This is a genomic window from Zhengella mangrovi (genome assembly GCF_002727065.1).
Classification (GTDB): Bacteria; Pseudomonadota; Alphaproteobacteria; order Rhizobiales; family Rhizobiaceae; genus Zhengella; species Zhengella mangrovi.
The window spans coordinates 448,027-473,673 of sequence record NZ_PDVP01000002.1 but is presented as its reverse complement, the minus strand read 5'-3'; the positions used below and the strand labels follow the sequence as shown (position 1 = coordinate 473,673).

Here is a 25,647-nt window from a genome sequence, read left to right as displayed (position 1 = left end):
CGCAAGGGGTCAGGCGAAGCGCCGGCCCTCCGGGGCGCGGTGAAAATAGATCAGGTCCAGTTCCGGCGGCGCCTTGCCGAGAACCGACAGGATCATGTGCGCCTGGCCGCGATGATGCGTCTGGTGATTGAAGAAATGGCTGAGCGCCGGGGCAAGCCGCTGGCTGACCGTGCGCAGGTCCGTCATCGTCGTGTAGGTGAACCGCCCGGCGACGGCCGCATCGTCCAGCCCCTCGGCGAAGGCGAGGATGCGCCGGTCCTCCGCCTCGCGCGCCGCCCGCAGGCTGGCATAGTCCTCGTGCAGGATGGCGTCGAGCGACGGCGGGTTCGTGCCTTCGCCGGTAAACCGCTTCATCCAGACCCGGTCGCCGACCAGGATATGGTTCAGCGTGCCCATCATCGACTTGAAGAAGGCGCCGCAATCGTGGCGCCAGGCCCTGTCGTCCAGTTCGCCCGCCGCATCGTAGAGGCGCCCGTTCGCCCACGCGTTGTAATGGGCGAACATCTGGAAATTTTGCCTGGCATCCACTTTATTTCTCCCCGCGGCCCCGCGATAGTCGCGGCACAATAACACCTCGTGAGGGATAGCAAAGTGACCATTCAGCTTTACGATCTTGTCGGCGCCGACGCCGCCCGCCCGTTCAGCCCCCATTGCTGGAAGACCGCCATGTCGCTGGCCCACAAGGGCCTTGATTTCACCCGCGTGCCGACGCGCTTTCCCGAGGTCCGGCAGATCGAAGGCGGCGCCTCGAAGACCGTCCCCGTGATCAACGACGGCGGCAGGATCGTTTCCGACAGCTTCGCCATCGCCGAGTATCTCGAGGACACCTACCCGGACCGCCCGTCGCTGTTCGGCGGGGAGGGCGGCCGCGCCACGACGCGCTTCGTGGAAAGCTGGACGCAATGGGTCGTCCACCCGCAACTCGTCCGCGTCGCCATCATGGATATCCACGACTGTCTGTCGCCGGAAGACCAGGCCTGGTTCCGCGCCGACCGTGAGGGCAAGTTCGGCAAGCCGCTGGAAGACATCCGCATGACCGGCGAGGAAGCCCAGGCCGCCTTTTCCAAGTCGCTCGATCCGCTGCGCGCCACGCTGAAGAAACAGCCGTTCCTCGGCGGGGAAGGACCGCTCTTCGCCGATTACATCGTATTCGGCGCCTTCCAGTGGGCCCGCGTCGTCTCGGCGCACGAATTCCTGCCGGCCGGCGATCCGGTGGCCGACTGGTTCGCCCGCTGCCTCGACCTTCATGGCGGGCTCGGCGCGAAGGTTCCCGCCTGCGGCTGAATGCGGCGGCGCGCGGCGTCTTTCGTTTTTCATCCAGACGCGCTATAGCGCCCGCGAACCGGCGCTGCGGGCCGTGCCCCGCGGCGCCGCGCCATTTCACGAGAACCAAGGGATCCGAGGACCATCATGGCCATTGAACGCACTTTTTCGATGATCAAGCCCGACGCCACCAAGCGCAACCTGACCGGTGCCATCACCAAGATGCTGGAAGACGCGGGCCTTCGCGTCGTTGCCTCCAAGCGCGTGTGGATGAGCCGCCGCCAGGCCGAGCAGTTCTACGCCGTTCACAAGGAGCGTCCCTTCTTCGGTGAACTGACCGAGTTCATGTCCTCCGGCCCGACCATCGTCCAGGTGCTGGAAGGCGAGAACGCCATCGCGAAGAACCGCGAAGTCATGGGCGCCACCAACCCGGCCGATGCCGCCGAGGGGACCATCCGCAAGGCCTTCGCCCAGTCCATCGGCGAGAACTCCGTGCATGGCTCCGACGCCCCGGAAACGGCGGCCGAGGAAATCGCCTTCTGGTTCGGCGGCAACGAGATCGTCGGCTGAATCAACGGCTGAGCCTGCCACTGCAGGCCATTGAAAGGAATCGGGAAAAAGCCGGGCCGCAAGCCCGGCTTTTTTTCGTCTCGGCTGCGGCCTTCCGCCGCGTTACCAAGTTTTCACTGATTTATGACATGATTGTTTTCAATAACGACCGGCAACAACAGCAACCGGCAGGCAGGCGTGTTCGATTACAGGGATTATACGGCCCGCGAGATCCTCGCTGACGGCATCATCCACGGGGTGGCGATTGCAGCCAGCCTTGCCGCGGGTGGCGCGGTCCTGGCCCTGGCCGCTGTCTATCTCGAGCCCGGCATCCGTCTGGCGCTCAGCGTCTACGCGGTCACGCTGGTGGCCATGTTCTCCTTCTCCATGGCCTACAACATCATTCCGCATCCGTCCCTCAAGCCCTTGCTGCGCCGCTTCGACCAGGCGGCCATCTTCCTCAAGATCGCCGGAACCTACACCCCGCTGACGATTCTCATCGGCTCGGTCTTCTCGCATGCCATGCTGGCCGTCATCTGGAGCGGGGCGCTGGTCGGCGTCGGGCTGAAGATCTTCGGCCGCATGCACCGCGACCGCTACACCATCCCGCTTTACCTGGCCCTCGGCTGGGCCAGCGTGGCGCTGGTCTGGCCGATGATGGAAACCCTGCCGACGGTCGACGCCGTGCTGATCATCACCGGCGGCCTGCTCTACACGGTGGGCCTCGGCTTCCATGTCTGGCATTCGCTGGCCTACCAGAACGTCATCTGGCACAGCTTCGTCCTGGCCGCGGCGGCCTGCCACTTCACGGCGGTCTCGCACGCTTCCTTCACGCTCGGCCTGGCTGCCTGAGTTTTCAAGCACTTCCAGCGAAAGCGGACGCCGGCTACGCGTCCGGAAGTGCCAATGATCACGAGCCTTCCCAGCGCTTCAGCGCCGCGTCGTCCGCGTCCTTGGCCTCCACCCAGTGCCCGGTCGTGCCGTCGGCCAGGTGTTCCTTCTTCCAGAACGGCGCCCGCGTCTTCAGGTAGTCCATCAGGAAGGACGCGGCCTCGAAGGCGGCCTGCCGGTGCGAGGACGCCGCGACGACGAGCACGATCTGCCCGCCGGGCGCGATCGTGCCGAAACGGTGAATGGCGGTCAGCCCCGTCAGCGGCCAGCGCTCGATGGCCTGGCCCGCGATGCGTGTGATCTCGGCTTCCGCCATGCCTGGATAATGTTCCAGTTCCAGCGCGGACAGGCGGCCGGCCTCGTCGCGGCACAGGCCGGTGAAGGTGACGACCGCGCCGACATCGCCGCGGCCCTCCGTCAGCCGGGCGATTTCCGCCTGGACATCGAAATCCTCGCGCTGGATGCGCACCAGCGGCGTCACCGGCGCGGCCATGTCAGCCACCGGTCATCGGCGGGAAGAGGGCGATCTCGAACGGCGTGCCGATCTTCTCCGAGTGATGGACGTGTTCCATGTCGAGAGCCACGCGGATGGCATCGGAATGCTCCAGCGCCGCCTCGTATTCCGGGCCGCGCGTCTTCAGCCAGGCCAGCAGGTCGCGGACCGTCAGCACGCCGTCCGGCAGGCTGACCTCTTCGCTTTCCTTGCCGATGCGCTCGCGAACCCAGGCGAAATAGACAAGTCTCATGGTCGGCTCTCCTCCGCTCGCGCCAGGCTCACTCGCCCATGACGTGCTTCAGCCCGGCGCGGAAATAGTCATAGCCGGTATAAAGCGTCACGAGGGCGGAAATCCACAGCAGCACGAGGCCGGTTTCGGTGGTGTAGGGCAGCACCTTGTCGCCGGCCGGGCCCGCCAGCAGGAAGCCGATGGCGAGCAGCTGGATCGTCGTCTTCCACTTGGCCAGCGTCGTCACCGGCACCGAGACCTTCAGGTCGGCCAGGTATTCGCGCAGGCCGGAAACGAGGATCTCGCGGCACAGGATGATGATCGCCGCCCAAAGCGACCAGCCGGCGATGGTCCGCTCCGTGTCGGCGGCCAGCAGCAGCAGGCAGGTGGCGACGAGCAGCTTGTCGGCGATCGGGTCCAGCATGCGCCCGATGTTGGACGTCTGCTGCCAGGCCCGCGCCAGGTAGCCGTCAAAGAAATCGGTGATCGAGGCGGCCGCGAAAATGCCGAGCGCCACCCAGCGCGCGACGTCGCTCGATTGCAGCCGGCCCTCGGCGAAAAAGCACAGGCCGATCGCCGGAACGGCGAGGATGCGGCCGTAGGTCAGGATATTGGGAAGATTGAACGCGCGCGAGGCCATGCAGAGCAGAATCCAGTCATGAACTGTCACTGTCAAACCAGATGGAGGGCACGCCGGTCAACCGCGTTTGCGACAGCGGGGGCAACCCTCGGCGTCAAATCAGCCTTTTTCGTGAAAATGGTCGTAGATGACCTGCGCCGTCTGCTCTGAAATGCCCTCGACGGTCATCAGGTCTTCCAGTCCGGCGCGCGATACCGCCTTCGCCGTGCCGAAGTGGTGCAGCAGGGCCCTTTTGCGCGCCGGCCCGATCCCGGCGATCTCGTCGAGCGGGTTCTTCACCATCTCCTTCTTGCGCCGTGCCCGGTGCGAGCCGATGGCGAAGCGGTGCGCCTCGTCGCGCAGCCGCTGCACGAAGTAGAGCACCGGGTCGCGCGGCGGCAGCGAGAAGTCGGGCTTGCCCTCCACGTGGAAGCGCTCCCGCCCCGCGTCGCGGTCGGCACCCTTGGCGACGCCGATCGCCGTGACGGCCTGGGCGACGCCCAGCTCGTCGAGAATGGCGCGTACGGCGCTCATCTGGCCCTTGCCGCCGTCGATCAGGATGAGGTCCGGCCAGGCGGGGAAGGGCGTGTCCTCGTCCTCGCTGCCGGCGGTTATCTCCGCCTCGGCGGCGCGGTCGGGAATCCCGTGTTCCTTGACGAGCCGGGAGAACCGCCGGCGCATCACCTCGCGCATCATGCCGAAGTCGTCGCCCGGCGTCAGTTCCTCGTCCTTGATGTTGAACTTGCGGTACTGGTTCTTCACGAAGCCTTCCGGCCCCGCCACGATCATGCCGCCGACGGCGTTCGTGCCCATGATGTGCGAATTGTCGTAGACCTCGATGCGCCGCGGTACGCGCGGCAGGGCAAAGGTCTCGGCCAGTCCCTTGAGCAGGCGCGCCTGCGACGAGGTTTCGGCCAGTCGCCGGCCCAGCGCCTCGCGCGCGTTCTGAGCCGCGTGGTCGACCAGGTCCTTCTTCTCGCCCCGCTGCGGCACGCTCACCTGCACCCGGTGCTCCGCCTTGGCGCTCAGCGCGGCGGCCAGCAGCTCCTGTTCCTCGATGTCGTGCGACAGCAGGACCAGCCGCGGCACCGGCTTGTCGTCGTAGAACTGCGCCAGGAAGGCCCCCAGCACTTCGCCCGCCTCGAGCGCCACGTCGGCCTTCGGGAAATAGGCGCGGTTGCCCCAGTTCTGGCCGGTGCGGAAGAAGAACACCTCCACGCAGGTCTGGCCGCCTTCCTGGTGCACGGCGAAGATGTCGGCCTCCTCGGTGGACTGGGTGTTGATGCCCTGGTGGCTTTGCACGTGCGACAGCGCCGACAGCCGGTCGCGGTAGATGGCGGCGCGCTCGAAATCGAGATCCGCCGATGCGTGCTGCATCGCCTCGGCCAGTTGCGCCTTCACCGCCTGCGACTTGCCCGACAGGAACGCCTTGGCCTCGGCCACCAGCATGGCGTAGTCCGCCTCGCCGATCTCGCCCGTGCACGGTCCCGCGCAACGCTTGATCTGGTACAGCAGGCAGGGCCGCGTGCGGCTGTCGAAAACCGAGTCGGAGCATGTCCGCAGCAGGAAGGCCCGCTGCAGCGCGTTGATCGTCCGCCCCACGGCGCCGGCCGAGGCGAAGGGGCCGAAATAGTCCGCCTCGCGCGAGCGCGCGCCGCGGTGCTTGAAGATTCCGGGCGAGGGGTGGTTGCGCGTCAGCACGATGTAGGGAAACGACTTGTCGTCGCGCATCAGGACGTTGAAGCGAGGCCGCAACCGCTTGATGAGGTTGGCCTCCAGCAGCAGCGCTTCGGTTTCCGTGCGGGTGACGATGAATTCCATCGTCGCGGTCTCGCGGATCATCCGCGTGATGCGGTTGGAATGGCCGCGCCCCTGGGCGTAGTTGGTGACGCGCTTCTTCAGGCTGCGCGCCTTGCCGACGTAGAGCACGTCGCCGCCGGCGTTCATCATGCGATAGACGCCGGGCCGGTTGGGCAGGTGCCTGACGTAGAGCTGGATCGCCTCCGCGCCGGTCGCGCCGGCGAGATCGATCCCCGTATCCGCCCACTCGATCGCCGTCGGCAGCGCCGCGGCCCCGGCCGTCTCGTCGCCGGGCTCGTCGGTGTCGTCGTCGAGGTCGGGATCGAAGCCGGCCATGTCCGGCCCGGCGGGCGATCCGTTGCGTCCGCCCGTCATTCCTCGATTCCCGCCACGTCGGGCGTCTCCCAGGCCAGGTGCTGTCCGCCGTCGAGCGCCACGATCTGGCCGGTGAACGAGGGCGTCTGCCACATCCAGCGCACCGTGGCGCCGAATTCCTCCAGCCCTGGTCCCCGCTGCAGAATCAGCCCTTCCACCTGCCGGTCGAAATCGGCCTGGGTCTGCCGCTCGTTGGGCAGGGTCGGCCCCGGGCCGATGGCATTGACGCGGATGCGCGGCGCCAGCGCCTGCGCCATGGTGCGCGTCGCCGTCCACAGCGCCGATTTCGACAGCGTGTAGGAATAGAAGCGCGGCGTCAGCGAAAGAACCCGCTGGTCGATCATGTTGACGATCAGCCCGCTGGCAGTCGCGGGAAGCTGGCCGGCCATGGCGCGGGCGAGCAGCGACGGCGCCTTCAGGTGAACCGCGAAATGCCGCTCGAACTGCTCCAGGTCGAAATCGGTGACGCAGTCGTCCTCGAAGACCGAGGCGTTGTTGACCAGCAGCGTGACCGGGCCGAGCGCCGCGGCGGCCGCATCGATCAGCCCGGTCGTGGCCGCCGCATCCGCGAGATCGGCGCCCACGGCCTGCGCGGTGCCGCCATCGGCACGGATGGAGGCGACCAGCGCCTCGGCGGCGTCGGGAGACCTGTTGTAGTGAACCGCCACGGCGAAGCCATGCGCCGCCAGGTCGCGCGCGATCGCCGCGCCGATGCGTTTCGCACCGCCCGTGACCAGGGCCGTTCCGTTTTCCTGCCTGTCCTGCGTCATTTCATTTCACGAAGATGGACCATGTATAGGCAGCATAGGCCAGGACCATCGCCGCGCCTATGGCCTTGCCGGCGTGCAGGCGGGCGAAGGCAAGCGTCGCCAGGATGACCGTCGTGCCCGCCATCACCCAGCCGTCGACGGCGATGATTCGCTGCGGCACGTCCACCGGCACGATCATGGCGGTGATGCCCATGATGCAGAGGATGTTGAACAGGTTGGAGCCGACGACATTGCCGATGGCGACCGCCGAGGAGCGGCGCAGCGTCGCCGTCAGCGTGGTCGCCAGCTCCGGCAGCGACGTGCCGACGGCCACGACCGTCAGGCCGATCGCCTCGTCGGAAACGCCGAAGGCGCTGGCGATGTCGCTCGCGCCCATGACCGTGAGCTGCGCGCCGATCGGAAGGCCGATCAGGCCGCCGAGGATCGACAGGCCGATGCGGTACTTGTCATGCGGCGCCTCGCCGATCTCCTCGTGGTAATCTTCCGGTGCCTCGTGGCGCGCGCGTGCCATGTGGATCTGCCAGCCGATGTACGCGATCAGGAAGGCGAACAGGATCGCGCCCTCCAGCCGTCCGACCACGCCGTTCGCCAGCATGAAGAGGAAGACAGCGGTCGCGGCCAGCATCGCCGTCATGTTGCGCCGCAGGCCGGGTTCGGTGGCGGCCAGCGGCGCGATCAGGGCGGGAATGCCCACGACGAGCAGCACGTTGGCGATGTTCGAACCGACGACATTGCCGATGGCAATGCCGGGCGAGCCGCCGAGCGCCGCCTGCGTGGAGATGAACAGTTCCGGCGCCGAGGTGCCGAAGGCGACGACGGTCAGCCCGATGACAAGCGGGGAAATGCCGAGATTCTCAGCCAAGCCGACGGCACCCCGCACGAGATAGTCACCGGCGAACACCAGCAGGATGAGGCCTGCTGCAAGAATGAAAAAGCTGAGAATCATGAAGCATCCGTCGGAAGGGCGTCTTGCCCGGCCTATATAGGCGTCGGGGCTGGGGGCTCCAACCCCGGCCCTCGATTTGTCTGCCTGTGGCCCCGGGGACACATCCTTTTTTTGCCGCATTGCAGACGGGAAATCTCCTTTTTCCCGATGTTGTTCCGTCAAATTCCGGGCCGAGATTGCGGCTGTTCGCGCCGCGGAATTCGAGCGCTTCTTTCCTTGCGTGCAGGAAATTCCGTGGTGGGTGCTGGAACACGGCCGCCAGCGTTGCGTTGTCACGGCGGCAAAGGAGAAAATGAAAATGACCTACACGAATTCCACCGCACGCATTGCCATCCTGGCCGCTGGCCTGTTTATCGGTGCTGCGGCGACTCCCGCGCTCGCGGCCGATGTCATCACCGAAGCCCCGCCCGCGCCGCCGGCCGCTCCCATGGAAGAGCCCCCGGTTGGTTGGGATGGTGCCTACGCCGGTATCACCGGCTCCTTCACCAGTGGCCTTGCCCATCATTCGCAGCCCTTCGCCAACCGTCACGTGATCGACGGTTTCAACGGCGGCGCCTTTGCCGGATACAACTTCCAGCAGGGCAACATGGTCTACGGTCTTGAAGCCGATATCAGCGGCGGCGGCATCGACGGCAACAATGCCGGTCGTGGCCTCGAGACCAGCGTCGATGGCTCGCTGCGTGCCCGCGCCGGTGTTGCGCTCGGCGACCGCACGCTGCTCTACGGCACCGGCGGTCTCGTCGTCGGCAAGCTGCGCGCGGCCGAAGGCGGCGTGCTCGATACCAAGACGGGCATCGGCTGGACGGCCGGCGCCGGCGTCGACGTGAAGCTGACGGACAACATGTTCGCCCGCACCGAGTATCGCTACATCGACTACGGCAGCAAGAACTTCACGACCGGTTCGGGCACCAACAGCGTTGATGTCAACGAGAACCGCTTCATCGTCGGTATCGGCATGAAGTTCTGATCCGGTCGAGAGACACGGATTGAAACAGGCCGGGACGCATGGCGCGTCCCGGCCTTTTTCGTGTCTGGAGAGCCGGGTCCGCTCAGCCCTTCGGCAGCAGGGCGGCGATGTCCGGGTGCTTCTCGTCGAATTTCTTCGCCCAGCGCACCAGCTTGCTGCGGCCCCGTTCCCATTTCCCCTCGAAACGCAGGCTCGCGTAGCCGAGCGCGGCGCGCAGCGCCAGGTGTCCGCCGTTCAGCTTGCCCGTCAGCCGGGGCAGGTTGTCGTTGAAATGGTCCAGCGCCCGCGTCGCCTTGCTCCACTGCTTGTCGAGCCACGGCTGGTGCACCAGGTCCTCCGGCCGGAAGCGGCGCTCGTAGACATGGGCGAGCAGCGCGTCCATCAGCCCGTCGGCCAGTGCTTCGGTCACTTCCGCGTCCGTCCGCTTGGCGGCATTGGTCGGGAAGACGCTGTTGCGCCGCTCGCGGTTGATGAACTGCAGGATGACCGCGCTGTCGTAGACCGCCCGTCCGTCATCGGTCAGCAGCACCGGGATCTTGCCGAGCGGGTTGTTGCCGATCAGCACCTCGGGCTCGGCATTCGTGTCGACGCTGACCGCCTCGAGGTCGTAGCCGGCAAGCGCGGCCGCCATGCGGACCTTGGCGGAATAGGGCGATGCCCCGGAATAGAGCAGTTTCGGCATGCTTGGTCCCTCGTATGGATTGGGTGGCGTTGTTGTCAGTTTCGGCCGCTTTGCTTTTGCGGCATCAGCCGCCGGGGCGCACGGCAGCCGGATCGGTCCACCTGCGGGCAGGCGACGAAATCGAGCGACGTCGAGAGGCAGATCCGCACTTCGCGGATGAACTGGCCGTCGCAATCCACCGCGATCTCGTCGGCATCCAGGCCGCGATTGCTGCGGATGAAGGCGTTCTCCACTTCCTTCGGGCTGGTGCTGCCGCCGCCGAGCCCCGGCGGAACGCGCACCCGCTCGCGGGCCTTGCGGGTGAGGTCGAAATAGCCGCGCTGCGTCAGCCCGCTGCAGGTGCCGTGCTTGCGCCATTCATGGGCGGCCAGGCCGTCGGTCGGGAACAGGTCGCGGACCGAGGAGAGCACGTCGCGCGGCACCCAGTCGGGTTCCGACGAACGGCAATCGGCCGGATATCCCCGCTCTTTCTGCGGCCAGAGGCCGTGCACCACGAAGCCGGCCGGCCCGTTGCGGCCGCATTGGCGCCGGTCGGCCCTGTCTCCCTGCGCCTTGCAGTAGGACGGCGACCAGGACAGCGCCAGGACGTAGAAATCGAAGTCGCCGGCCGCGGCGCCGTCCGCTGACCGGTCGCGGGTCGAGCGAAGGTTCGCGTCCGTTTGCACCGGGTCGACCGACGACGATCCGCTGTCCTCGCAGCCGGCAGCGAGGCCGGCCGCCAGCAGCAGGGCAAGGGTGGAGAGAAGCGGGCGCATGGCCGGTATCAGCGGACCACCCGGCACCAGGCGTTGTAGACCTTCCAGCGGTCGAACCCGGCCACGCAGAACTGGACGCCGTCACCGAAGGCGCCTGCGAACCCCATGCCATCCTCGATCATGTACCAGACCGAGCGGTGCCGCCCGTCCGACAGGTGGGCGCGGGCCTTGCAGTACCGCCGCGAGATCACCGTCGCGTTGCGTTTCGAGGCCTGCACGTGGCGCCGCTGGTGCACCCGGTCGAACGACACGATGTCGACGTCGGGCAGGTGCGGCACGTGGCGCACCTGGTAGGCGAACTTGGCCGAGATCACGTCCAGCACCCGGGCATCGTCGCAGCGGGCATCGTGGCCGACCTGGTCGAAGGCCGCGGCCGGAGCGGCGAATGCGGCGGCAAGCAGTGCCGCGCTGAGGAGCTTCTTGGCCGTCCGGAGCATGAGGTGCCTCTTGAAATGAAGAATCCGCTGGAGTCGCCAATAGTTTGGAATCCTGCGCCGGGCGGGTCAAGCTGCAGTTGCGCAGGACGGCCTTTCCCGTTGCCGCACGCAAGCCGCTCAGGCGGTCTCGCCGGCAAGCACCTCGATCCCGGTCCGCGCGACGCCGTCTTCCGCCATCCGGGCACCGATCACCGGCAGCAGGACCGCCATCTCGCGCTCCAGCGTATAGGGCGGGTTGACGACGATCATGCCGGTGCCGTCCAGCCGCTGGTCGGGCGAGGGCGGGCGGATGGCCAGCGTGATATCGAGGATTTTCGGGATGCCGGTGGCTTTCAGGGCGGCCCGGAAGGCGGCCACCGCCTTGCGGTCCTTGACCGGGTACCACAGCGCAAACGTGCCGCCCGGCCATCGCCGGTGTCCCGTGACCAGCGCGTCGGCAAGCCGGGAAAACTCGCCTTCCTTCTCGAAGGGCGGGTCGATGAGCACCAGGCCGCGCTTTTCTTTGGGCGGCAACTGGGCGCCCGGTGCCAGCCAGCCGTCGAGTTCGATCACCCGCACCTGGTAGTCGCCGGCGAAGCGGGCCCGCAACGCCTCGGCATCGCGCGGGTGCAGTTCGATGGCCGTCAGCCGGTCCTGCTTGCGCAGCAGCGAGCGGACAAGGAGCGGCGAGCCGGGGTAGCGGCGGATCCCGCCGTCCGGGTTCACCGCGCGGACCGCCGCGAGCAGCGGCTCCAGCAGGTCTTTTGCGTCGGCCGGCAGGTCGGCGTCGAGGATGCGCCCGATCCCGCCCTGCCATTCGCCGGTCTTCTGCGCCTCCTCGCTGGCAAGGTCGTAGAGCCCGGTGCCCGCGTGCGTGTCGATGACCCGGAACGCCTTGTCCTTGCCCTTCAGGTATTCGACGATCCGCGCCAGCACCGCGTGCTTGAGCACGTCGGCGAAATTGCCCGCGTGGTAGATGTGACGGTAGTTCATGGCCGCTTCGAACCCGTTCTGGTGATGCATCCATCACCGCTTTTCATGCATCCTCGCCTACACTGCCAGGCCGCTTTCGGCTAGGGTGGCGGCATGAACAAGCACGCCCCCATCCGCATCGGCCATTCGGCCTGCCCGCACGATTGTCCCTCGACCTGCGCCCTCGACGTCGAGATCGGCGCCGACGGCCGCATCGGCCGCGTCCATGGCGCCAAAGATAACAGCTATACCGCCGGCGTCATCTGCGCCAAGGTTGCCCGCTACGCCGAGCGCATTCACCACCCCGACCGCCTGCTGACACCGCTGGTGCGCACCGGTGCCAAGGGCGGCGGCGGCTGGAAGGAGGCAAGCTGGGAGGCCGCGCTCGACCTCGTCGCGGAACGGCTGGCCGAGGTGACGCGGCGCGACGGCTCCGAGGCGGTCTGGCCCTATTTCTATGCCGGGACCATGGGCCTGGTGCAGCGCGACGGCATCCATCGCCTGCGCCACGCGATGAAATGGTCCGGCCAGTTCGATTCCATCTGCACCAATCCCGCCTGGACCGGTTTCGTCGCCGGCACCGGCGCCCTGCGCGGCCCCGACCCGCGGGAAATGGCCAGGTCCGATTGCGTCGTCATCTGGGGCACCAATGCCGTGTCCACCCAGGTCAACGTGATGACCCACGCCGTGAAGGCCCGCAAGGAGCGCGGCGCCAAGATCGTCGTCATCGACGTCTACGACACGCCGACGATGAAGCAGGCCGACATGGGGCTCGTGCTGAAGCCGGGAAGCGATGCGGCGCTCGCCTGCGCCGCCATGCACGTGGCTTTCCGCGATGGCTACGCCGATCGCGATTTCCTCAACGAATTCAGCGACGATCCGGCCGGCCTTGAATCACATCTTGAAAGCCGGACGCCCCAATGGGCTGCCGCCATCACCGGGCTTTCGGTGGACGAGATCGAGGCTTTCGCCCGGCTGGTCGGCACCACGAAACGCAGCTTCTTCCGCCTCGGCTACGGCTTTACCCGTTCACGCAACGGCGCCGTGTCGATGCATGCCGCCGCCTCGCTGGCCACTGTGCTGGGAAGCTGGCGGCACGAGGGCGGCGGCGCCTTCCACTCCAACTCGGATATTTTCCGCCTCGACACCGGAGAGATCCGTGGCACGAAACTGATGGATCCGAAGATCCGCCACCTCGACCAGTCGAAGATCGGCCGTGTGCTGACCGGCGAGGCCGACAGCCTGAACGGCGGACCGCCGGTCACGGCCCTGTTCGTCCAGAACACCAACCCGGCCAACGTGGCGCCCGAGCAGCGCAAGGTGATCGCCGGGTTGAAGCGGGACGATCTTTTCGTCTGCGTGCATGAGCAGTTCATGACAGACACGGCGAAACTCGCCGACGTCGTGCTGCCGGCCACCATGTTCATGGAACATGACGACATCTATCGCGGCGGCGGCAACCAGCACATCGTGCCGGGGCCGAAACTCGTCGACCCGCCGGACGGCCCGCGCTCCAACCATTTCGTCATCAACGAACTGGCCAGGCGCCTGGGCGTCGCCGACCGGCCGGGCTTTGGCCGCACCGAGCGCGAACTGATGACGGCCATGCTGGAAAAGCGCGGCCTCGGCACCTACGAGGACCTGTGTGAGCGGCGCTGGGCGGACATGCAGCCCTCCTTCGAGGAGAGCCACTTCCTGCAGGGCTTTGCCTTTCCCGGCGGCAAGTTCCGCTTCCGGCCGGACTGGACCGGGACCGTCGCTCCGAACAAGCCGCCGAAGTCCGTCGGTCTGCTCGGCCCCCACGACCGCTTGCCGTCGCTGCCGGACTATCTCCCGGTCGTCGAACAGGCCGACGCGGATCATCCCTTCCGCCTGGCCACGTCGCCGGCGCGCCAGTTCCTCAACTCCAGCTTCACCGAGACGCCGGGCTCCAGCCAGCGCGAGGGGCGGCCGGGGCTGATGATCCATCCCGACGACGCGGCCGACCTGGGCGTGGGCGAGGGCGCCCGCGTCGAGATCGGCAATGCGCGCGGCGAGGTGGTGCTCCACGCCGTTCTCTCCGATGGGGTCAGGCGCGGCGTGGTGATCGCCGAGGGCATCTGGCCGAATTCCGCCCATGAGCGCGGCGAGGGCATCAACGTGCTCACCGGTGCGGACTCCGTCGCCCCCTACGGCGGTGCCGCCTTCCACGACACCAAGGTCTGGGTGCGCGGACTCGACACGCAAGCCGGGCCGGAACCCCGGCAATGACGCGGATACTCGTTCCGTCGCGGGGCCTGGAAAGCTGGCAGGCCCTGCTGGCGGATCCCCAACGGCACTGGCGTGAAGGCTATTCCGCGATGGCCGTCGCCCGCTCATGGGAGGCCGCGCGCGGACTGCCCCCGGAAATCGCCGGCCTGTTCGAACCCGGTGTGGAACTGCTGCTGGCCATTCCGGAACACACCGTTCGCCTGCCCGGAGCCGGGCGGGCGAGCCAGTGCGATGTATTTGCCCTGCTGCGCAACGGGAATGAAAGCGTCGCCATGGCGGTCGAGGCCAAGGTCAGCGAACCCTTTGGCCCGACCGTCGGGGAATGGCTGGCGGAAGGCGGATCGAACCGCGCGGAACGCCTGGCCGGTCTCCGAGCCCTGCTGGGAGCGGACGCCGAACCCGATCCATCCCTGCGCTACCAGTTGTTCCACCGTACGGCTGCGGCGGTCATCGAAGCCCGGCGCTTCGCTGCTCCCCATGCCTGCATAGTCGTCCAGTCGTTCTCCGCGAACAACGCGTGGCTGGCGGATTTCCAGGCCTTCGCCCGGTTCCTGGGCCTGTCCCTCGCGCCCGGCGAGGCCGGGACCGTCGTCCTGCCGGACGGCATGAAACTGTCGCTCGCCTGGGTCCGGGGTGCCCCGGCCTATCCCTGAACCGGTTCGGAAACGAACGAGTTTGCGCCTGGCCCCGGGGATGGCCGTCTGTCACGCAGCTACGCGCGCGCCTGGATGACGTTGGAGGCGTGCGGAAACGTCATGGCTCCGCCGTTGAGGCAATCGCCAAGCCCGGCGAGAAACGCCTCGATGGCGCGTTCGACGCGGTCATCCGCCAGGCCGGAAAGCTTGTCGCCGGTATGCATTCCTCCCATCGCGCCGGCAGCGAATGCTCGCGCATCCGGATGGTGGAGGGTCAGCGTGACAGGCTCGATGTCGATGTCCTCAAATCCGGCCTCCTCGAAGAGCGCGCGGATCATCTCGCCGTCCGGCAGGCCGCAAATGGCACGCACGGCCGCACCTGCGCTTGCGCCGACGTGGTTTTCAAGCGCGTTGGCTTGCGCCCGCAGCATGGGATTGTCGTCGAGTCCCCGCTGCACGCAGCAGGCGACACGGCCACCCGGCCTGAGAACCCGATGCAGCTCGCGCAGGGCCATGGGGCGGTCCGGAAAAAACTGTAGCGCCTGCTGGCAGAAGGCCAGGTCGAAGCAATCGCTATCGAAAGGCAGGCTTGCCGCATCCGCCTGGACCCACTCGGCATCAAGGCCGGATTCGCGCGCGAGGCCCCGCGCCACATCCAGCATCTCTGCGCTGTGATCGGCCCCGGTGAGCCGACCGGGAGACGCGACGGACCGGGCAACGAGCCGCGTCACGACACCGGTTCCGCAGGCAAGATCGAGGATATGCTCGCCGGGCAAGGGCCGGGCCCTGCGGATCATTTCATTGGCCCAGGGTTCGAAAATGACGGGAACGAGGACAGACTGGTAGCGATCGGCAAAGGTCGCTGTGTTTCCGCTGGGTGTTTGCATGACTTGCCTCCCCTCAAAGCGAAAATACGGGAGTGGTTGCCCCGGTATGCGACGTCCGATCAGATCATAGCATGTTTGTCCGAAAACCGCCTCGGACGATGTGGAATTCGCCCGTCATGGCCGTAGCTGTCATGGGCTGACGCCCGGCTCCGCCGGCCGCCGGCCGGGCCCTCAGCCCGCCGCGTTTGCCTGGCCACGGAAAATGGCGCGGCCGTTGCCCGCCATGCGCACGTCGCCGCGCGCCACCATCGCCAGCGCTTCCGGGTAGGTGGCATGTTCGGCTTCCAGCACGCGGGCCGCCAGCGTGTCTTCCGTGTCGCCGGTCTTCACCGGCACGGCGGCCTGGGCGATGATCGGCCCCTCGTCCATGTCGGGGGTGACGAAATGCACGGTGCAGCCGTGCACCCGGACACCGGCGTCCAGAGCGCGGTTGTGCGTGTCCAGCCCCTTGAACAGCGGCAGCAGGGCGGGGTGGATATTGATCATCCGTCCCTGCCAGGACCGCACGAACCCCGGCGTCAGCAGCCGCATGTAGCCGGCCAGCGCCACGATCTCGATGCCGGCCTCGCGCAGGGCCGCGTCGATGGCCGCGTCATGGGCCTCGCGGCTGCCATGGTCGCGGTAGGAGATGACCCTGGTCGCGATACCGGCCTTGCGCGCCGTTTCCAGCCCCTTGGCATCGGCCTTGTTGGAGATGACGAGCGCGATCTCCGCGGGGAAGGAAGGATCCATCGCCGCCTGGATCAGCGCCGTCATGTTGGACCCGCGCCCGGAAATGAGCACGGCGGTGCGTTTGCGCGGCTGGGACGTCACAGGTCGAGCGTTCCCGAATAGGTCACCCCGTGTTCGCGCCGCGGCACGATCCGTCCGATGATTTCCACGTGTTCGCCCTCGCGCTGGAGCACGGCGATTGCCTGCGCGGCCTGGTCCGCTTCGACCACGGCCACCATGCCGATGCCGCAGTTGAAGGTGCGCAGCATCTCCCGTTCCGCGACGCCGCCCTGTTCCGCCAGCCAGGAGAAGACGGCCGGAACCTCGAAGGCTTCCAGGTCGATCTCGGCCGCGTAGTGGTCCGGCAGCACGCGCGGGATGTTCTCGGTGAAGCCGCCGCCGGTGATATGCGCCAGCGCCTTGATGGCGCCGACCTCGCGGATCGTCGCCAGCAGCGGCTTGACGTAGATGCGCGTCGGTTCCAGCAGCGCCTCGCCGAGCGTCCTGCCGTCCTCGAAGGGCGCCGGGTCGGACCAGGAAAGGCCGCTCTTCTCGACGATCTTGCGCACCAGCGAATAGCCGTTGGAGTGAACGCCGGAGGAGGCGAGACCGAGGATGACGTCGCCTTCCATGATGTGGCCGGAGGGCAGCAGCGACCCGCGCTCGGCCGCGCCCACGGCGAAACCGGCGAGGTCGTAGTCGCCGCCGGCATACATGCCCGGCATTTCCGCCGTCTCGCCGCCGATCAGCGCGCAGCCCGCCTGCCGGCAGCCCTCGGCAATGCCCGCCACGATGGCCGCGCCCTGGTCGGGGTCGAGCTTGCCGGTGGCGAAATAGTCGAGGAAGAACAGCGGCTCGGCGCCCTGGACAACGAGGTCGTTGACGCACATGGCGACGAGGTCGATGCCCACCGTATCGTGCTTGTCCGCGTCGATGGCGATCTTCAGCTTGGTGCCCACGCCGTCGTTGGCGGCCACCAGGACCGGGTCGGAAAAGCCCGCCGCCTTCAGGTCGAACAGGCCGCCGAACCCGCCGATCTCGCCATCGGCCCCCGGGCGCCGGGTCGACCGCACCATCGGCTTGATCTTGTCCACAAGGCTGTTGCCGGCGTCGATGTCGACACCTGCGTCGGCATAGGAAAGGCCGTTCTTCGTCTCGCTCATGGCGTCTTCCAGGGTTTGTCGGGCATATCGGGTGCTCATGACACGAACAGCGCCCGCCCGCAAGAACGCCGCGATGCCGCCGCACAGCTTTGGCCGCTCCGGCGCGCCGCGCGATTGGGCTTGCCAGCACGGTTGCGCACGCCCAAATAGGAGGTCTGAACGTTCCGCAGGTGCCGATTGACGATACCCAACATCATAACGCTGGTGCGTTTCCTGATGGTGCCGGTCATCATCAACGCCATGCTGGACGGGCAAATGGTCCTTGCCCTGGTCGGCTTCGTCCTGGCCGGCATATCCGATGGCGTCGACGGCTTCATCGCCCGCCAGTTCAACCAGCGCTCGGAGCTTGGCGCCTACCTTGATCCGCTTGCCGACAAGCTGCTGCTCGTCAGCGTCTTCGTCGTCCTCGGCTACCTCGCCGAACTGCCCAACTGGCTCGTCATCGCCATCGTCAGCCGCGACGCCATGATCGTCGGCGCGGTCATGCTGTCGGCGGTCATGGGCAACCCGGTCAAGATGCATCCGCTCTTCGTCTCCAAGGCCAACACCGTTGCCCAGATCGTGCTGGCCGCGGCCGTGCTCGGCGAACTGGCCATCGCCCCGGGGCCGGCGTGGATCCGCGCCGGCCTGATAACGCTGACCGCGGTCTTGACCGGCGCTTCCGCCGCGGCCTATCTGTTCACCTGGCTCAAACACATGGGCGGTTATGGCGCGCGCGAAGACGAAACCTGACATGGACGCCGAGGATGCGGCCGCTGCCCGGGCGGGAGCGGCCCTGCGCCGGCAGGTCGTCTTCTGGCTGGTCTTCGCCGTCGTGTTCCTGGGCTTTCTCTACGTGTTCCGCTCCATCCTGCTGCCTTTCGTGGCGGGCATGGCGCTGGCCTATTTCCTCGATCCGGTGGCCGACCGGCTGGAGCGCATGGGCCTGTCGCGGCTCGCGTCCACCATCGTCATCCTGATCGGCTTCGTCGTCGCCTTCCTGCTGGCGCTGATGATCGTCGTGCCGGTGCTCGCCACACAGCTCGCCGGCTTCATCGAGCGCCTGCCGCAACTGGTTTCCAGCCTGCAGAACCTGCTTGGCAGTTTCGACGCGCAATGGCTCAAACGCGTTCTCGGCACCGACCCGCAGGGCATCCGCGACGGGGTCAACACGCTGCTCACGCAGGGCGCCGGTTTCCTCTCCACCCTGGCCCAGTCGATCTGGAGTTCCGGCAAGGCGCTGGTCGACATCGCCGGCCTGTTCGTCGTCACCCCGGTCGTCGCCTTCTACATGCTGCTCGACTGGGACCACATGGTGGCCCGCGTCGACAGCTGGGTGCCGCGCGACCACGTCGAGGCGGTGCGCGAGATCGCGCGCGACATCAACAATGCCATCGCCGGCTTCATCCGCGGGCAGGGCACGGTCTGCCTGGTGCTCGGCGTCTTCTACGCGATCGGCCTCACCCTGGTAGGCCTCAACTTCGGCCTGCTGATCGGCCTCGTCGCCGGCCTGATCTCCTTCATTCCCTACATTGGCTCTCTGGTCGGCCTGGCCGTCTCGCTCGGCGTGGCCACGGTGCAGTTCTGGCCGGACTGGCTGTGGATTGCCGCCGTGGCGGTCGTCTTCTTTTCCGGCCAGTTCCTCGAAGGCAACATCCTGCAGCCCAAGCTGGTCGGCAACCGGGTCGGCCTGCACCCGGTCTGGCTGATGTTTGCCCTGTTCGCCTTCGGCATGCTGTTCGGCTTCGTCGGCCTGCTGATCGCGGTTCCCGCGGCCGCAGCCGTCGGCGTGCTGGCCCGCTTCGGCCTGAAGTCCTATCTCTCCAGCCCGGTCTACCGCGGCCACGGGCATGCGCCCGCCGATGACGGCGAAGGCCCGGCCACGTGATGTCGCCCCCCGGGACGGAAACGCCGCGGCAATTGCCGCTCGACCTGGCGCAGGAACCCGGCCGCTCGCGCGATGAACTGGTGGTGACGCCGGCCAATGCCCAGGCCGTGGCCCTGGTCGACAACTGGCCGGACTGGCCGTCGCCCGTCGTGGTGCTGGCCGGGCCCGCAGGCGCCGGCAAGAGCCATCTCGCCGCCATCTGGACCGAACTGTCCGGCGCCGCCGCCCTCGATGCCTCTGACCTGGATGCGCCGGCCCGCCGGGCGGCCATCGCGGCCGGCGCCGCGCTGGTCGATGACGCCGACCGGCCCGGGCTGGACGAAACCGGCCTGTTCCATCTCATCAACGAGGTGCGCGCATCCGGCGCCAGGCTTCTGCTGACGGCGCGGCGTTTTCCCGGCGCCTGGTCGGTGACCCTGCCGGACCTGGCCTCGCGCTTGCGCGCGGCGACCACCGTCGAGATCGCCGAGCCGGACGAAATGCTGCTCGCCGGCGTCATCACCAAGCTGTTCGCCGACCGCCAGCTGATGGTCGAGCCGGGCGTCGTCAGCTATCTCGTCCGCCGGATCGAACGCTCGCTCGACGCGGCGGCCACGGTCGTCGAGGCCATCGACCAGGCATCGCTGGAACGCGGCAGCCGCATCACCCGGCGCCTTGCCGGCCAGGTCGTCGAGCAGATGGACCGGCGCCAGGGAAGCCTGGATCTGTAAAGCCCGGTCAGCACGCCGCGGGCATCCGCCAACCTCATGCCGCGATTTGACCTCGCGGTCCGTTTCGGGAAACCTTGGGCAGGAAAAGGCTGGGGAGGGCACGCCATGACAGGCCGGGCAGGGCGACTGGTGCAAAGGGTTTTCGTTGCAGGTCTCCTGGCGTTGGCGCCGGTGGCCTCGGCCTTCGGCAGTGAACGGCTTTGTGCGCGGCCGGAGCTGGAATGGTCTGTCTGGCTGCGGGATGTCGAACAGCGAAACCCGGGCCTGCGCCATCGCGATCTGGCGGGACCGGAGCGCGACGAGGTCCTGCGCGCCTATTCCTGCCTCGAGGCCGGCGGCACGTGCCCGCCGGACACCGTCTGGGTTCTCCATTGCGCCGGAAACGGCAAGGTGCTTCTGGCCTTCGTGAAGGACGGCTGCGTCACCATGGCGGAAGACATGGCCGTCGAGGACTACATGACCCTGATCCAGGGCGGAGATCCCTGTTGAAGTGGTCGCGACCGCGGCTTTCCGGCGGGAATCACCGCCATGGCAGCGGCTCGCGCCACGGTTCCGTGCGCTCGGCCGGTTCGCGGGCGCCAACAATGCGTCATCACCGCCGGGAAAGCGGTTGCGTCCGCGCTGAAGGGCGTGTATCGGCTACCCGCATGTCCGGAGCGTAGCGCAGCCTGGTAGCGCATCTGGTTTGGGATCGCCCTCGCTCATCTCCGTTTTCCTTTCTCTGTCAATACCTTGTCACCTGCCACGCGCGCCGCGGTGGCACTTTCCGTGGCATTCATTGCAGCGAGCAGATCATCGCCGGTCACGTGGGCATAGCGGCCGGTCGTGGCGATGTCCTGGTGGCCGAGCAGATGCTGGACGGCCTTCAGGTTGCCGACTTGGCGCGCCAGTCGGGTGGCCGCCGTGTGCCGGAAGTCGTGGAAGCGGAAGTCCTCGATCCCGGCTTTGACGCAGGTCCGCTTGTGGGTGATCTTCAGACCCTCGCGACTGATCCGCACGCGGGCGCCACGCGGCGCTTTGTCAGCGCGCTTGCTCTCGTAGCTGAACACGGGCCCGGTGAAGTCGCGCAGCGGCCGCAACAGGTCGAGGATGCCATCCGACATCGGGATCCGGCGTGTCCGGTCGCCCTTGCCGGTGACCGTGATCCGTCGACCGGTCCAGTCGACGTCCTGCCAGCGCATGTCCAGGATCTCCTGCATGCGGCAACCGCTGAGCAACGCGAAGCGCATCACCGGGTGATAATCGGGTCTGAGCGCCGCGAAGTAGCGGGCCTCTTCCTCGGTCGTCAGTTCGCGGATCCGCTCCTGCGCTTCCCGGAGCGCGTGCCGGCGCCAGTCGATCGTCTGCGTGCTGGCTCCCCACACATCTCTGGCGCGGCGCACGATGGCGCGCAGCGGCTCGATCACCGACCGGTTGACGGTCGCGTTCGACACGCCGTCGGCGCGGCGCAGCGCCACCAGACGGGCGACGGTGGCATTGTCGATCGCGGTGACCAGCGTCCGTTCGCCGAGCTGACGCTGCAGCCAGCCGAGCCAGCGCCAGGCGTCGTCGTCGTTCTTCAGGAACTGGCCGACCTCCGACCAGTAGAGGGTCGCGGCCGCGGCGAATGTCAGCGGCCGGCCGGCGTCGAACGTCCCGGCCTTGACCCGCTCGCGGATCGCCCGCTCGGCGGCTTGCGCTTCGCGCTTGCCGGTTTCTCCCGTCGGGCCGTGAAATCGATGGCCACGATGGCGGAAGTCGTAACTGTAGACGATTTGCCCTTTGCGGCGGTAGACAGACATCGTTTCTCCTCCACGAAAGCCTGCAGGTCGGCAGGGTCATACCGGCGTATCGTGCGGCCTCCGGCGCCAATGTCAACGAAAGCGATCGGAAGCATGCGCAGGTGCTTGACCGAAACTGCAAGCTCGCGGGCCGCCTGCTCAGGGGTCAGGAGTGGCATGACATTGCCTCCATCGTTCGGACTTCGTATGCGTCGCGTGCCTGCTGTCCCCACTGGTCAGCGGCGGCGTTCATCATTCCGGGGAAGCTCCGGCTGCGAAGGCGGGCACGCTCGGGGCCGGGTGGCATGCGGTGCACCCGGTTCCAGCGCTTCCACTCGTCGGACCCGCGTTCGGGTTCCGGCAGGACGTTCGTCGGTACCAGCGGCGCGAGATCGCGCAGATACCAGCCAGTGGCCTTGTAGGCCGGCTCGCCAAACCAGAACGGTTGCACCATGGCAGGGGCGGGTAGGTCAGCCGGCATCTGGTCGCGGGCAAGGTCGTTCATCTCGGGGTTCTCGATCGCAATGCAATCAATCGGCGCCTGCCAGCACGCGGTGAAAATCGACACGCCAAGCTCGAACTCCTGACGCATGTCGTCCCAGCTGCGACCGGCCGGAAGCTGTTTCGGCGGCGTCCACTTGCCGGGTCCGCTCATCCAGCGGCGGCCGGAACGGCAAAGGCGGGTGCAGGGCGGGTGCATGACCGCCAACAGATTCCAGCCATCCTCCAGGATGCCGTCGCGGATGTCGCAGATGATGTGCTGGTTCGAACGGTCCTCGGCTGGGAGGATATCGCAGGACCACACATCATGACCGCGCGCGGCAAAGGCGCGTCGGGCAATGCCGGACGTCTCGCAGCCGATCAGGATGCGGGCCATGCCGTCATCCTCCGCACGCCATGGCAACAGCCATGAAAATCAGGCCGCAGACAAAAATGGTCGCCACCAGGTTGCCGAAGGTCGGCTGACGAGGGGCGCTGAGCAGGTTGCGGAGCGCGGTCATGCGTTGCCTCCCGCCAACGCGTGAACCAGCAACAGCAGGGCGGCGGACCAGGCAATGACAGCGATCGCCAGCAAGACCGGCCGCGACGTGCCTGCTGTTGCCCTTGCAAGCGCAGCCCGGCGGGTGGCGTTAACGCCTTCGAAGGTGCCAAGCCGCGTCATACCCTGTGCTCCCTCACCGCATAGAGGATGCGCTCGACATCGGCTTCAGACAGTGAAAGGGCAGCGGCGATTTCGGTAGTGTCGAATCGGCGTGTTTGCCAAAGCGCAACCGCTGCGACTGCTTTCACGGTGGGAACCTGTCTTGTCGGCAGCGTTTGGACGGACGCGCTCATGGCCGCAGCTCGCCGACCCGCCGGATCGATGCGCGCCGCGCCATCTCGACAGCACGAGGGCCGAGGCGAGTGACGGCAGCTTCCGGCCAGCCGCGCTGGGCCAGTGTCTCCGCGTTCACGTTTTCACCGGCAAAAGCCATCTCCCGCATGTCGTCAGCGAGACGGCGAACGAGCGCATCACGGCAAGGCGCGCGGACGATGCCTGCGGGTTTCGGTCTTTCCTGGAACTGGATCATTTGCTTCTCCCGGGTTTGGCAGGAGAAGGTAGCGATATACGCTACTTTCTGCAATTAGAAATGTAGCGAAATAAGAAACATATATATGAAGCAGACTCGGATGCTCTTGCGGTCAACTATCGTGGCTTGCTCCAATCGATTGGAGCGGCCCACTCTATCACGGTATCTTCTATGGTGGAAAACAGTGGGTTCAGGCTCTCAAGATTGTGAAACCCAGCCGTCGAGCCCGGGCGAATCCGTTTCACTAATATCTCTCCAGTCGCTAATTTCACGACGGCTCGCCGATTTAGCATCTCATCGGCTGGTAGGTGTCGCGAGTAGAAAATGAGGTCTCCTGGTTCATATGCCGGGAACATTGAGTCGCCAACGACCTCAACCGCTACAGTTGATGGAACTGATTGAGCTGGTGCTTCTACCTGCTCACCGTTGTTGCCATCTTCTGTGGCCTCGACTACCGCCCCAGCTCCAACTCTTCCGACGATTGGGACGACTCGCTCCCTTGGAGCGTCAAATCCTGTAATCGTGGAAATGGCGATCAACTCGTCTCCGGATATTGCACGAGTGCCTTTCAACATCTTGTTCACTGCGGCGCGATCAATAGATCGACCAAGCATTACAGTGAGCAGGCGAGAGAGCTCTGCCTGTTTCACCCCGGACGTTTCCATCACCTGTCGTAGCCATTCTGACAACATGATTGATCGATAGCGGGTCTTTCTAGCTGCGTCTTTTTCTCATTTCGCTACAAATGAGCTTGCCGATGTTTCGAAAATCGCTACATTGTGATGCATGGAACCAGCACGAACCATTATTGAGATGCTCGGAGGGCCGACAAAAGTGGCGCGCATAGCGCGCGTTCACAGAACGCGAGTGTCGAATTGGTGTCGACCGAAGCAGTCCGGGGGCACCGGCGGCTCGATACCGATGAAGCACATCCCAACCCTTTTGATGGCCGCAAAAGAGATGGGCGTAGCTCTTTCGGCTGATGACTTCCTTCCAAATGTTGAGGCAGCCGAATGAAGCCCTTCGACGATAGCGCTGATCGGTTGATACTGGCGGCGCTCGGCAGCGGTGTTTTCCTTGGTGAACCCTCTGGTCGAGTCTTTCGTGTTGTCGACAAGGCTATTCTTGATGGGGGCCGCCGGGTCTCGATTGAACTCGTCGAGGTGGCGCTATGCGAAATTTCCCGCAGTTTCGACATTGTTGTTCCGAATCCCGCATCTGAAGGGGCAAGAGACGCGGTTCCAGCAGCAGTTGCAGCGGACCTGAAAAGGGACCGGGCCGCTGCTGTCGTCGGGGCGGGCGGGGACGGGCCTCATCCAACGTCTCTCGCCCGTCCCGTTCTTTCTGTCGAATATGCATGTGCTCGGCTGCCGCAACCCTTTGTGGTCTTGGCGCGATGGGTCGCTTTGTATGACGGCATAGCCGGGTCTGACGACCTGTCTTTGCACCTTTTGCACGAGCGGGCTGTGAACATTGGCTTACGCCAGCTGGCGCGAGCCTGTGCGGATTTTGCCAAGAGCAAAGGGTGACGCTATGCGGCTGTTCATCGTCTTCGATGCTTTGTTTTCGCTCGGCGGTGCCGCTGCAGCATGTCTCATGATCTGGATGATCATCTCCTCGGTCCGTGCGGCGGGATGGCGTGCGCCACGCGTGATCCTGGAGGCTGGGTTGCTCGTCGTTCTGTTAGCTTATGCGGCAGCGGCCTGTCTGGCGCGGGCCGCCACCTTCCTTGATGCAGCGGTGTCGCTGTGATGTTTCCCTACGTTTCATTCATGACGGCCGGGGCCATGCTGGAGCGCATGGCGGCCGATCGTATTGCGGCGGATGCTGTAGAGGGGCGAGTTCCGTTCCGTCGCAGGTGTGCAAATAGATTCAAGATTCCCTTTCTTTCATCACGAACCGGATCACCGGTAGCCGCCGGTGAATTCCTGGATGCGCTCTCTGACAAGAGCGATGAAAGCACGGGGGAATTCGTAGATGTCCGAAAAGTCTTCGGAGAACTCAGAAATGTCTGATGCGGCCTACGCGGCGGAACGCATCCGCCAGGTGACACCACGCGAACACCGGTCCGTTCAGGACTGGATACGGGTCACGGCGCGACGGCTCGGCTGGGGTGTCACACGAACGAAATCCATTTGGTACGGCGAAGCGCGCAGGATCGATGCGCGCGAGATGCGGGAGCTGGAGCATGCAATCGAGAAATCCGCGCTGCGAGAGGCGAGGAGAGCACGGGACGACCTCGCAGAGCGCGTCGAACGGCTGGAGGCGATTATTGCCGCTTACATGGCGGCTGGCCGTGGCGAAGACAATCGCCGATCGGGCCGGGAGGCTGGCCGACTGGATCGCTCCTGAGATGTACGGGG

31 protein-coding genes are annotated in these 25,647 nt (G+C 66.3%); 13 read left to right on the top strand and 18 right to left on the bottom strand.

The annotated features are described in order from the left end of the window. Positions 1-9: 9 nt before the first annotated feature. Positions 10-504 (bottom strand): DinB family protein, encoded by a 495-nt coding sequence (locus CSC94_RS06160; protein ID WP_099304895.1) that lies wholly within the window; start codon positions 502-504, stop codon positions 10-12. 87 nt (positions 505-591) lie between these two features. Between CSC94_RS06160 and CSC94_RS06155 the strand changes: the two genes are divergently transcribed. The 3 genes from CSC94_RS06155 (at position 592) to trhA (ending at position 2,664) form a co-directional block, all read left to right on the top strand. Beyond that, positions 592-1,284: a glutathione S-transferase family protein gene (locus CSC94_RS06155; protein ID WP_099304893.1), complete on the top strand. Its 693-nt coding sequence runs from the start codon at positions 592-594 to the stop codon at positions 1,282-1,284. A gap of 126 nt (positions 1,285-1,410) precedes the next feature. After that, positions 1,411-1,833: a nucleoside-diphosphate kinase gene (ndk, locus tag CSC94_RS06150; protein WP_099304891.1), complete on the top strand. Its 423-nt coding sequence runs from the start codon at positions 1,411-1,413 to the stop codon at positions 1,831-1,833. A 177-nt stretch (positions 1,834-2,010) separates the two neighbouring features. Then, on the top strand, positions 2,011-2,664 hold the full coding sequence (gene trhA / locus CSC94_RS06145; protein WP_165784342.1) for a PAQR family membrane homeostasis protein TrhA: 654 nt from the start codon (positions 2,011-2,013) through the stop codon (positions 2,662-2,664). A gap of 58 nt (positions 2,665-2,722) precedes the next feature. Here trhA and CSC94_RS06140 read toward each other — a convergent pair whose 3' ends face one another. The 6 genes from CSC94_RS06140 to CSC94_RS06115 all read right to left on the bottom strand — a co-directional run bounded on the left by CSC94_RS06140 (position 2,723) and on the right by CSC94_RS06115 (position 7,938). Continuing rightward, positions 2,723-3,196 carry a molybdenum cofactor biosynthesis protein MoaE gene (locus CSC94_RS06140; RefSeq protein WP_099304887.1) on the bottom strand — a complete coding sequence of 158 codons (474 nt, stop codon included), beginning with the start codon at positions 3,194-3,196 and terminating at the stop codon, positions 2,723-2,725. 1 nt (position 3,197) lies between these two features. After that, positions 3,198-3,449, bottom strand: a complete 252-nt coding sequence (moaD, locus tag CSC94_RS06135; RefSeq protein ID WP_099304885.1) for a molybdopterin converting factor subunit 1 — start codon at positions 3,447-3,449, stop codon at positions 3,198-3,200. 28 nt (positions 3,450-3,477) lie between these two features. Then, the gene (pgsA, locus tag CSC94_RS06130; RefSeq protein ID WP_099304883.1) at positions 3,478-4,068 is read right to left on the bottom strand and encodes a CDP-diacylglycerol--glycerol-3-phosphate 3-phosphatidyltransferase; all 591 of its coding nucleotides are present in this window, start codon (positions 4,066-4,068) and stop codon (positions 3,478-3,480) included. Between the two features lie 99 nt (positions 4,069-4,167). Further along, a complete protein-coding gene (uvrC, locus tag CSC94_RS06125) occupies positions 4,168-6,222 on the bottom strand; it encodes an excinuclease ABC subunit UvrC (RefSeq protein WP_099304881.1) in 2,055 nt (684 codons plus the stop codon). Next, positions 6,219-6,992 carry an SDR family oxidoreductase gene (locus CSC94_RS06120; protein ID WP_099304879.1) on the bottom strand — a complete coding sequence of 258 codons (774 nt, stop codon included), beginning with the start codon at positions 6,990-6,992 and terminating at the stop codon, positions 6,219-6,221. The genes uvrC and CSC94_RS06120 overlap by 4 nt, the downstream gene beginning before the upstream one ends. Before the next feature lies 1 nt (position 6,993). Continuing rightward, the gene (locus CSC94_RS06115) at positions 6,994-7,938 is read right to left on the bottom strand and encodes a calcium/sodium antiporter (protein ID WP_099304877.1); all 945 of its coding nucleotides are present in this window, start codon (positions 7,936-7,938) and stop codon (positions 6,994-6,996) included. A gap of 298 nt (positions 7,939-8,236) precedes the next feature. On the opposite strand from CSC94_RS06115, the gene CSC94_RS06110 reads away from it, so the two are divergent. Continuing rightward, positions 8,237-8,905 carry an outer membrane protein gene (locus CSC94_RS06110; RefSeq protein WP_165784341.1) on the top strand — a complete coding sequence of 223 codons (669 nt, stop codon included), beginning with the start codon at positions 8,237-8,239 and terminating at the stop codon, positions 8,903-8,905. Between the two features lie 82 nt (positions 8,906-8,987). On the opposite strand, the gene CSC94_RS06105 is transcribed toward CSC94_RS06110, so the two are convergent. The 4 genes from CSC94_RS06105 to CSC94_RS06090 form a co-directional block, all read right to left on the bottom strand. Next, positions 8,988-9,587 (bottom strand): glutathione S-transferase family protein, encoded by a 600-nt coding sequence (locus CSC94_RS06105; RefSeq protein WP_099304873.1) that lies wholly within the window; start codon positions 9,585-9,587, stop codon positions 8,988-8,990. A 35-nt stretch (positions 9,588-9,622) separates the two neighbouring features. Further along, a complete protein-coding gene (locus tag CSC94_RS06100; protein ID WP_099304871.1) occupies positions 9,623-10,342 on the bottom strand; it encodes a ribonuclease T2 family protein in 720 nt (239 codons plus the stop codon). An 8-nt stretch (positions 10,343-10,350) separates the two neighbouring features. Further along, the gene (locus tag CSC94_RS06095; protein ID WP_099304869.1) at positions 10,351-10,779 is read right to left on the bottom strand and encodes a hypothetical protein; all 429 of its coding nucleotides are present in this window, start codon (positions 10,777-10,779) and stop codon (positions 10,351-10,353) included. A gap of 117 nt (positions 10,780-10,896) precedes the next feature. After that, on the bottom strand, positions 10,897-11,751 hold the full coding sequence (locus CSC94_RS06090; protein WP_099305272.1) for a 23S rRNA (adenine(2030)-N(6))-methyltransferase RlmJ: 855 nt from the start codon (positions 11,749-11,751) through the stop codon (positions 10,897-10,899). 93 nt (positions 11,752-11,844) lie between these two features. Between CSC94_RS06090 and CSC94_RS06085 the strand changes: the two genes are divergently transcribed. Next, complete coding sequence (locus tag CSC94_RS06085; RefSeq protein ID WP_099304867.1) at positions 11,845-13,980, top strand: molybdopterin-containing oxidoreductase family protein; 2,136 nt, start codon at positions 11,845-11,847, stop codon at positions 13,978-13,980. Then, a complete protein-coding gene (locus CSC94_RS06080; protein ID WP_099304865.1) occupies positions 13,977-14,633 on the top strand; it encodes a DUF6946 family protein in 657 nt (218 codons plus the stop codon). The genes CSC94_RS06085 and CSC94_RS06080 overlap by 4 nt, the downstream gene beginning before the upstream one ends. A 59-nt stretch (positions 14,634-14,692) precedes the next feature. On the opposite strand, the gene CSC94_RS06075 is transcribed toward CSC94_RS06080, so the two are convergent. From CSC94_RS06075 to purM, 3 genes are all read right to left on the bottom strand, one after another. After that, on the bottom strand, positions 14,693-15,502 hold the full coding sequence (locus tag CSC94_RS06075) for a class I SAM-dependent methyltransferase (RefSeq protein ID WP_099304863.1): 810 nt from the start codon (positions 15,500-15,502) through the stop codon (positions 14,693-14,695). Between the two features lie 171 nt (positions 15,503-15,673). Next, positions 15,674-16,315: a phosphoribosylglycinamide formyltransferase gene (gene purN, locus CSC94_RS06070; protein WP_099304861.1), complete on the bottom strand. Its 642-nt coding sequence runs from the start codon at positions 16,313-16,315 to the stop codon at positions 15,674-15,676. Continuing rightward, positions 16,312-17,376: a phosphoribosylformylglycinamidine cyclo-ligase gene (gene purM / locus CSC94_RS06065; RefSeq protein WP_099304859.1), complete on the bottom strand. Its 1,065-nt coding sequence runs from the start codon at positions 17,374-17,376 to the stop codon at positions 16,312-16,314. The genes purN and purM overlap by 4 nt, the downstream gene beginning before the upstream one ends. Positions 17,377-17,553: 177 nt before the next feature. On the opposite strand from purM, the gene CSC94_RS06060 reads away from it, so the two are divergent. From CSC94_RS06060 to CSC94_RS06045, 4 genes are all read left to right on the top strand, one after another. Next, on the top strand, positions 17,554-18,108 hold the full coding sequence (locus CSC94_RS06060) for a CDP-alcohol phosphatidyltransferase family protein (RefSeq protein WP_099304857.1): 555 nt from the start codon (positions 17,554-17,556) through the stop codon (positions 18,106-18,108). After that, the gene (locus tag CSC94_RS06055) at positions 18,083-19,243 is read left to right on the top strand and encodes an AI-2E family transporter (RefSeq protein ID WP_099304855.1); all 1,161 of its coding nucleotides are present in this window, start codon (positions 18,083-18,085) and stop codon (positions 19,241-19,243) included. Before CSC94_RS06060 ends, CSC94_RS06055 begins: the two co-directional genes overlap by 26 nt. Continuing rightward, complete coding sequence (gene hdaA / locus CSC94_RS06050) at positions 19,243-19,953, top strand: DnaA regulatory inactivator HdaA (protein WP_099304853.1); 711 nt, start codon at positions 19,243-19,245, stop codon at positions 19,951-19,953. The genes CSC94_RS06055 and hdaA overlap by 1 nt, the downstream gene beginning before the upstream one ends. Positions 19,954-20,058: 105 nt before the next feature. After that, positions 20,059-20,442, top strand: coding sequence for a hypothetical protein (locus CSC94_RS06045; RefSeq protein ID WP_133122835.1), 384 nt, complete (start codon positions 20,059-20,061; stop codon positions 20,440-20,442). Between the two features lie 212 nt (positions 20,443-20,654). Here CSC94_RS06045 and CSC94_RS06040 read toward each other — a convergent pair whose 3' ends face one another. From CSC94_RS06040 to CSC94_RS24990, 4 genes are all read right to left on the bottom strand, one after another. Beyond that, on the bottom strand, positions 20,655-21,734 hold the full coding sequence (locus tag CSC94_RS06040) for a tyrosine-type recombinase/integrase (protein ID WP_099304850.1): 1,080 nt from the start codon (positions 21,732-21,734) through the stop codon (positions 20,655-20,657). Between the two features lie 145 nt (positions 21,735-21,879). Further along, positions 21,880-22,590 (bottom strand): hypothetical protein, encoded by a 711-nt coding sequence (locus CSC94_RS06035; protein ID WP_099304848.1) that lies wholly within the window; start codon positions 22,588-22,590, stop codon positions 21,880-21,882. 454 nt (positions 22,591-23,044) lie between these two features. Then, positions 23,045-23,284 (bottom strand): hypothetical protein, encoded by a 240-nt coding sequence (locus CSC94_RS06030; protein WP_099304846.1) that lies wholly within the window; start codon positions 23,282-23,284, stop codon positions 23,045-23,047. Between the two features lie 116 nt (positions 23,285-23,400). Continuing rightward, positions 23,401-23,859 carry a S24 family peptidase gene (locus CSC94_RS24990; RefSeq protein ID WP_245408289.1) on the bottom strand — a complete coding sequence of 153 codons (459 nt, stop codon included), beginning with the start codon at positions 23,857-23,859 and terminating at the stop codon, positions 23,401-23,403. Positions 23,860-24,297: 438 nt separating this feature from the next. On the opposite strand from CSC94_RS24990, the gene CSC94_RS24165 reads away from it, so the two are divergent. The 3 genes from CSC94_RS24165 to CSC94_RS06015 all read left to right on the top strand — a co-directional run bounded on the left by CSC94_RS24165 (position 24,298) and on the right by CSC94_RS06015 (position 25,636). Further along, the gene (locus CSC94_RS24165) at positions 24,298-24,813 is read left to right on the top strand and encodes a hypothetical protein (protein ID WP_133122834.1); all 516 of its coding nucleotides are present in this window, start codon (positions 24,298-24,300) and stop codon (positions 24,811-24,813) included. 4 nt (positions 24,814-24,817) lie between these two features. Next, positions 24,818-25,036 carry a hypothetical protein gene (locus tag CSC94_RS06020; RefSeq protein WP_099304842.1) on the top strand — a complete coding sequence of 73 codons (219 nt, stop codon included), beginning with the start codon at positions 24,818-24,820 and terminating at the stop codon, positions 25,034-25,036. Positions 25,037-25,261: 225 nt separating this feature from the next. Further along, a complete protein-coding gene (locus CSC94_RS06015) occupies positions 25,262-25,636 on the top strand; it encodes a hypothetical protein (protein WP_133122833.1) in 375 nt (124 codons plus the stop codon). Positions 25,637-25,647: the final 11 nt, after the last annotated feature.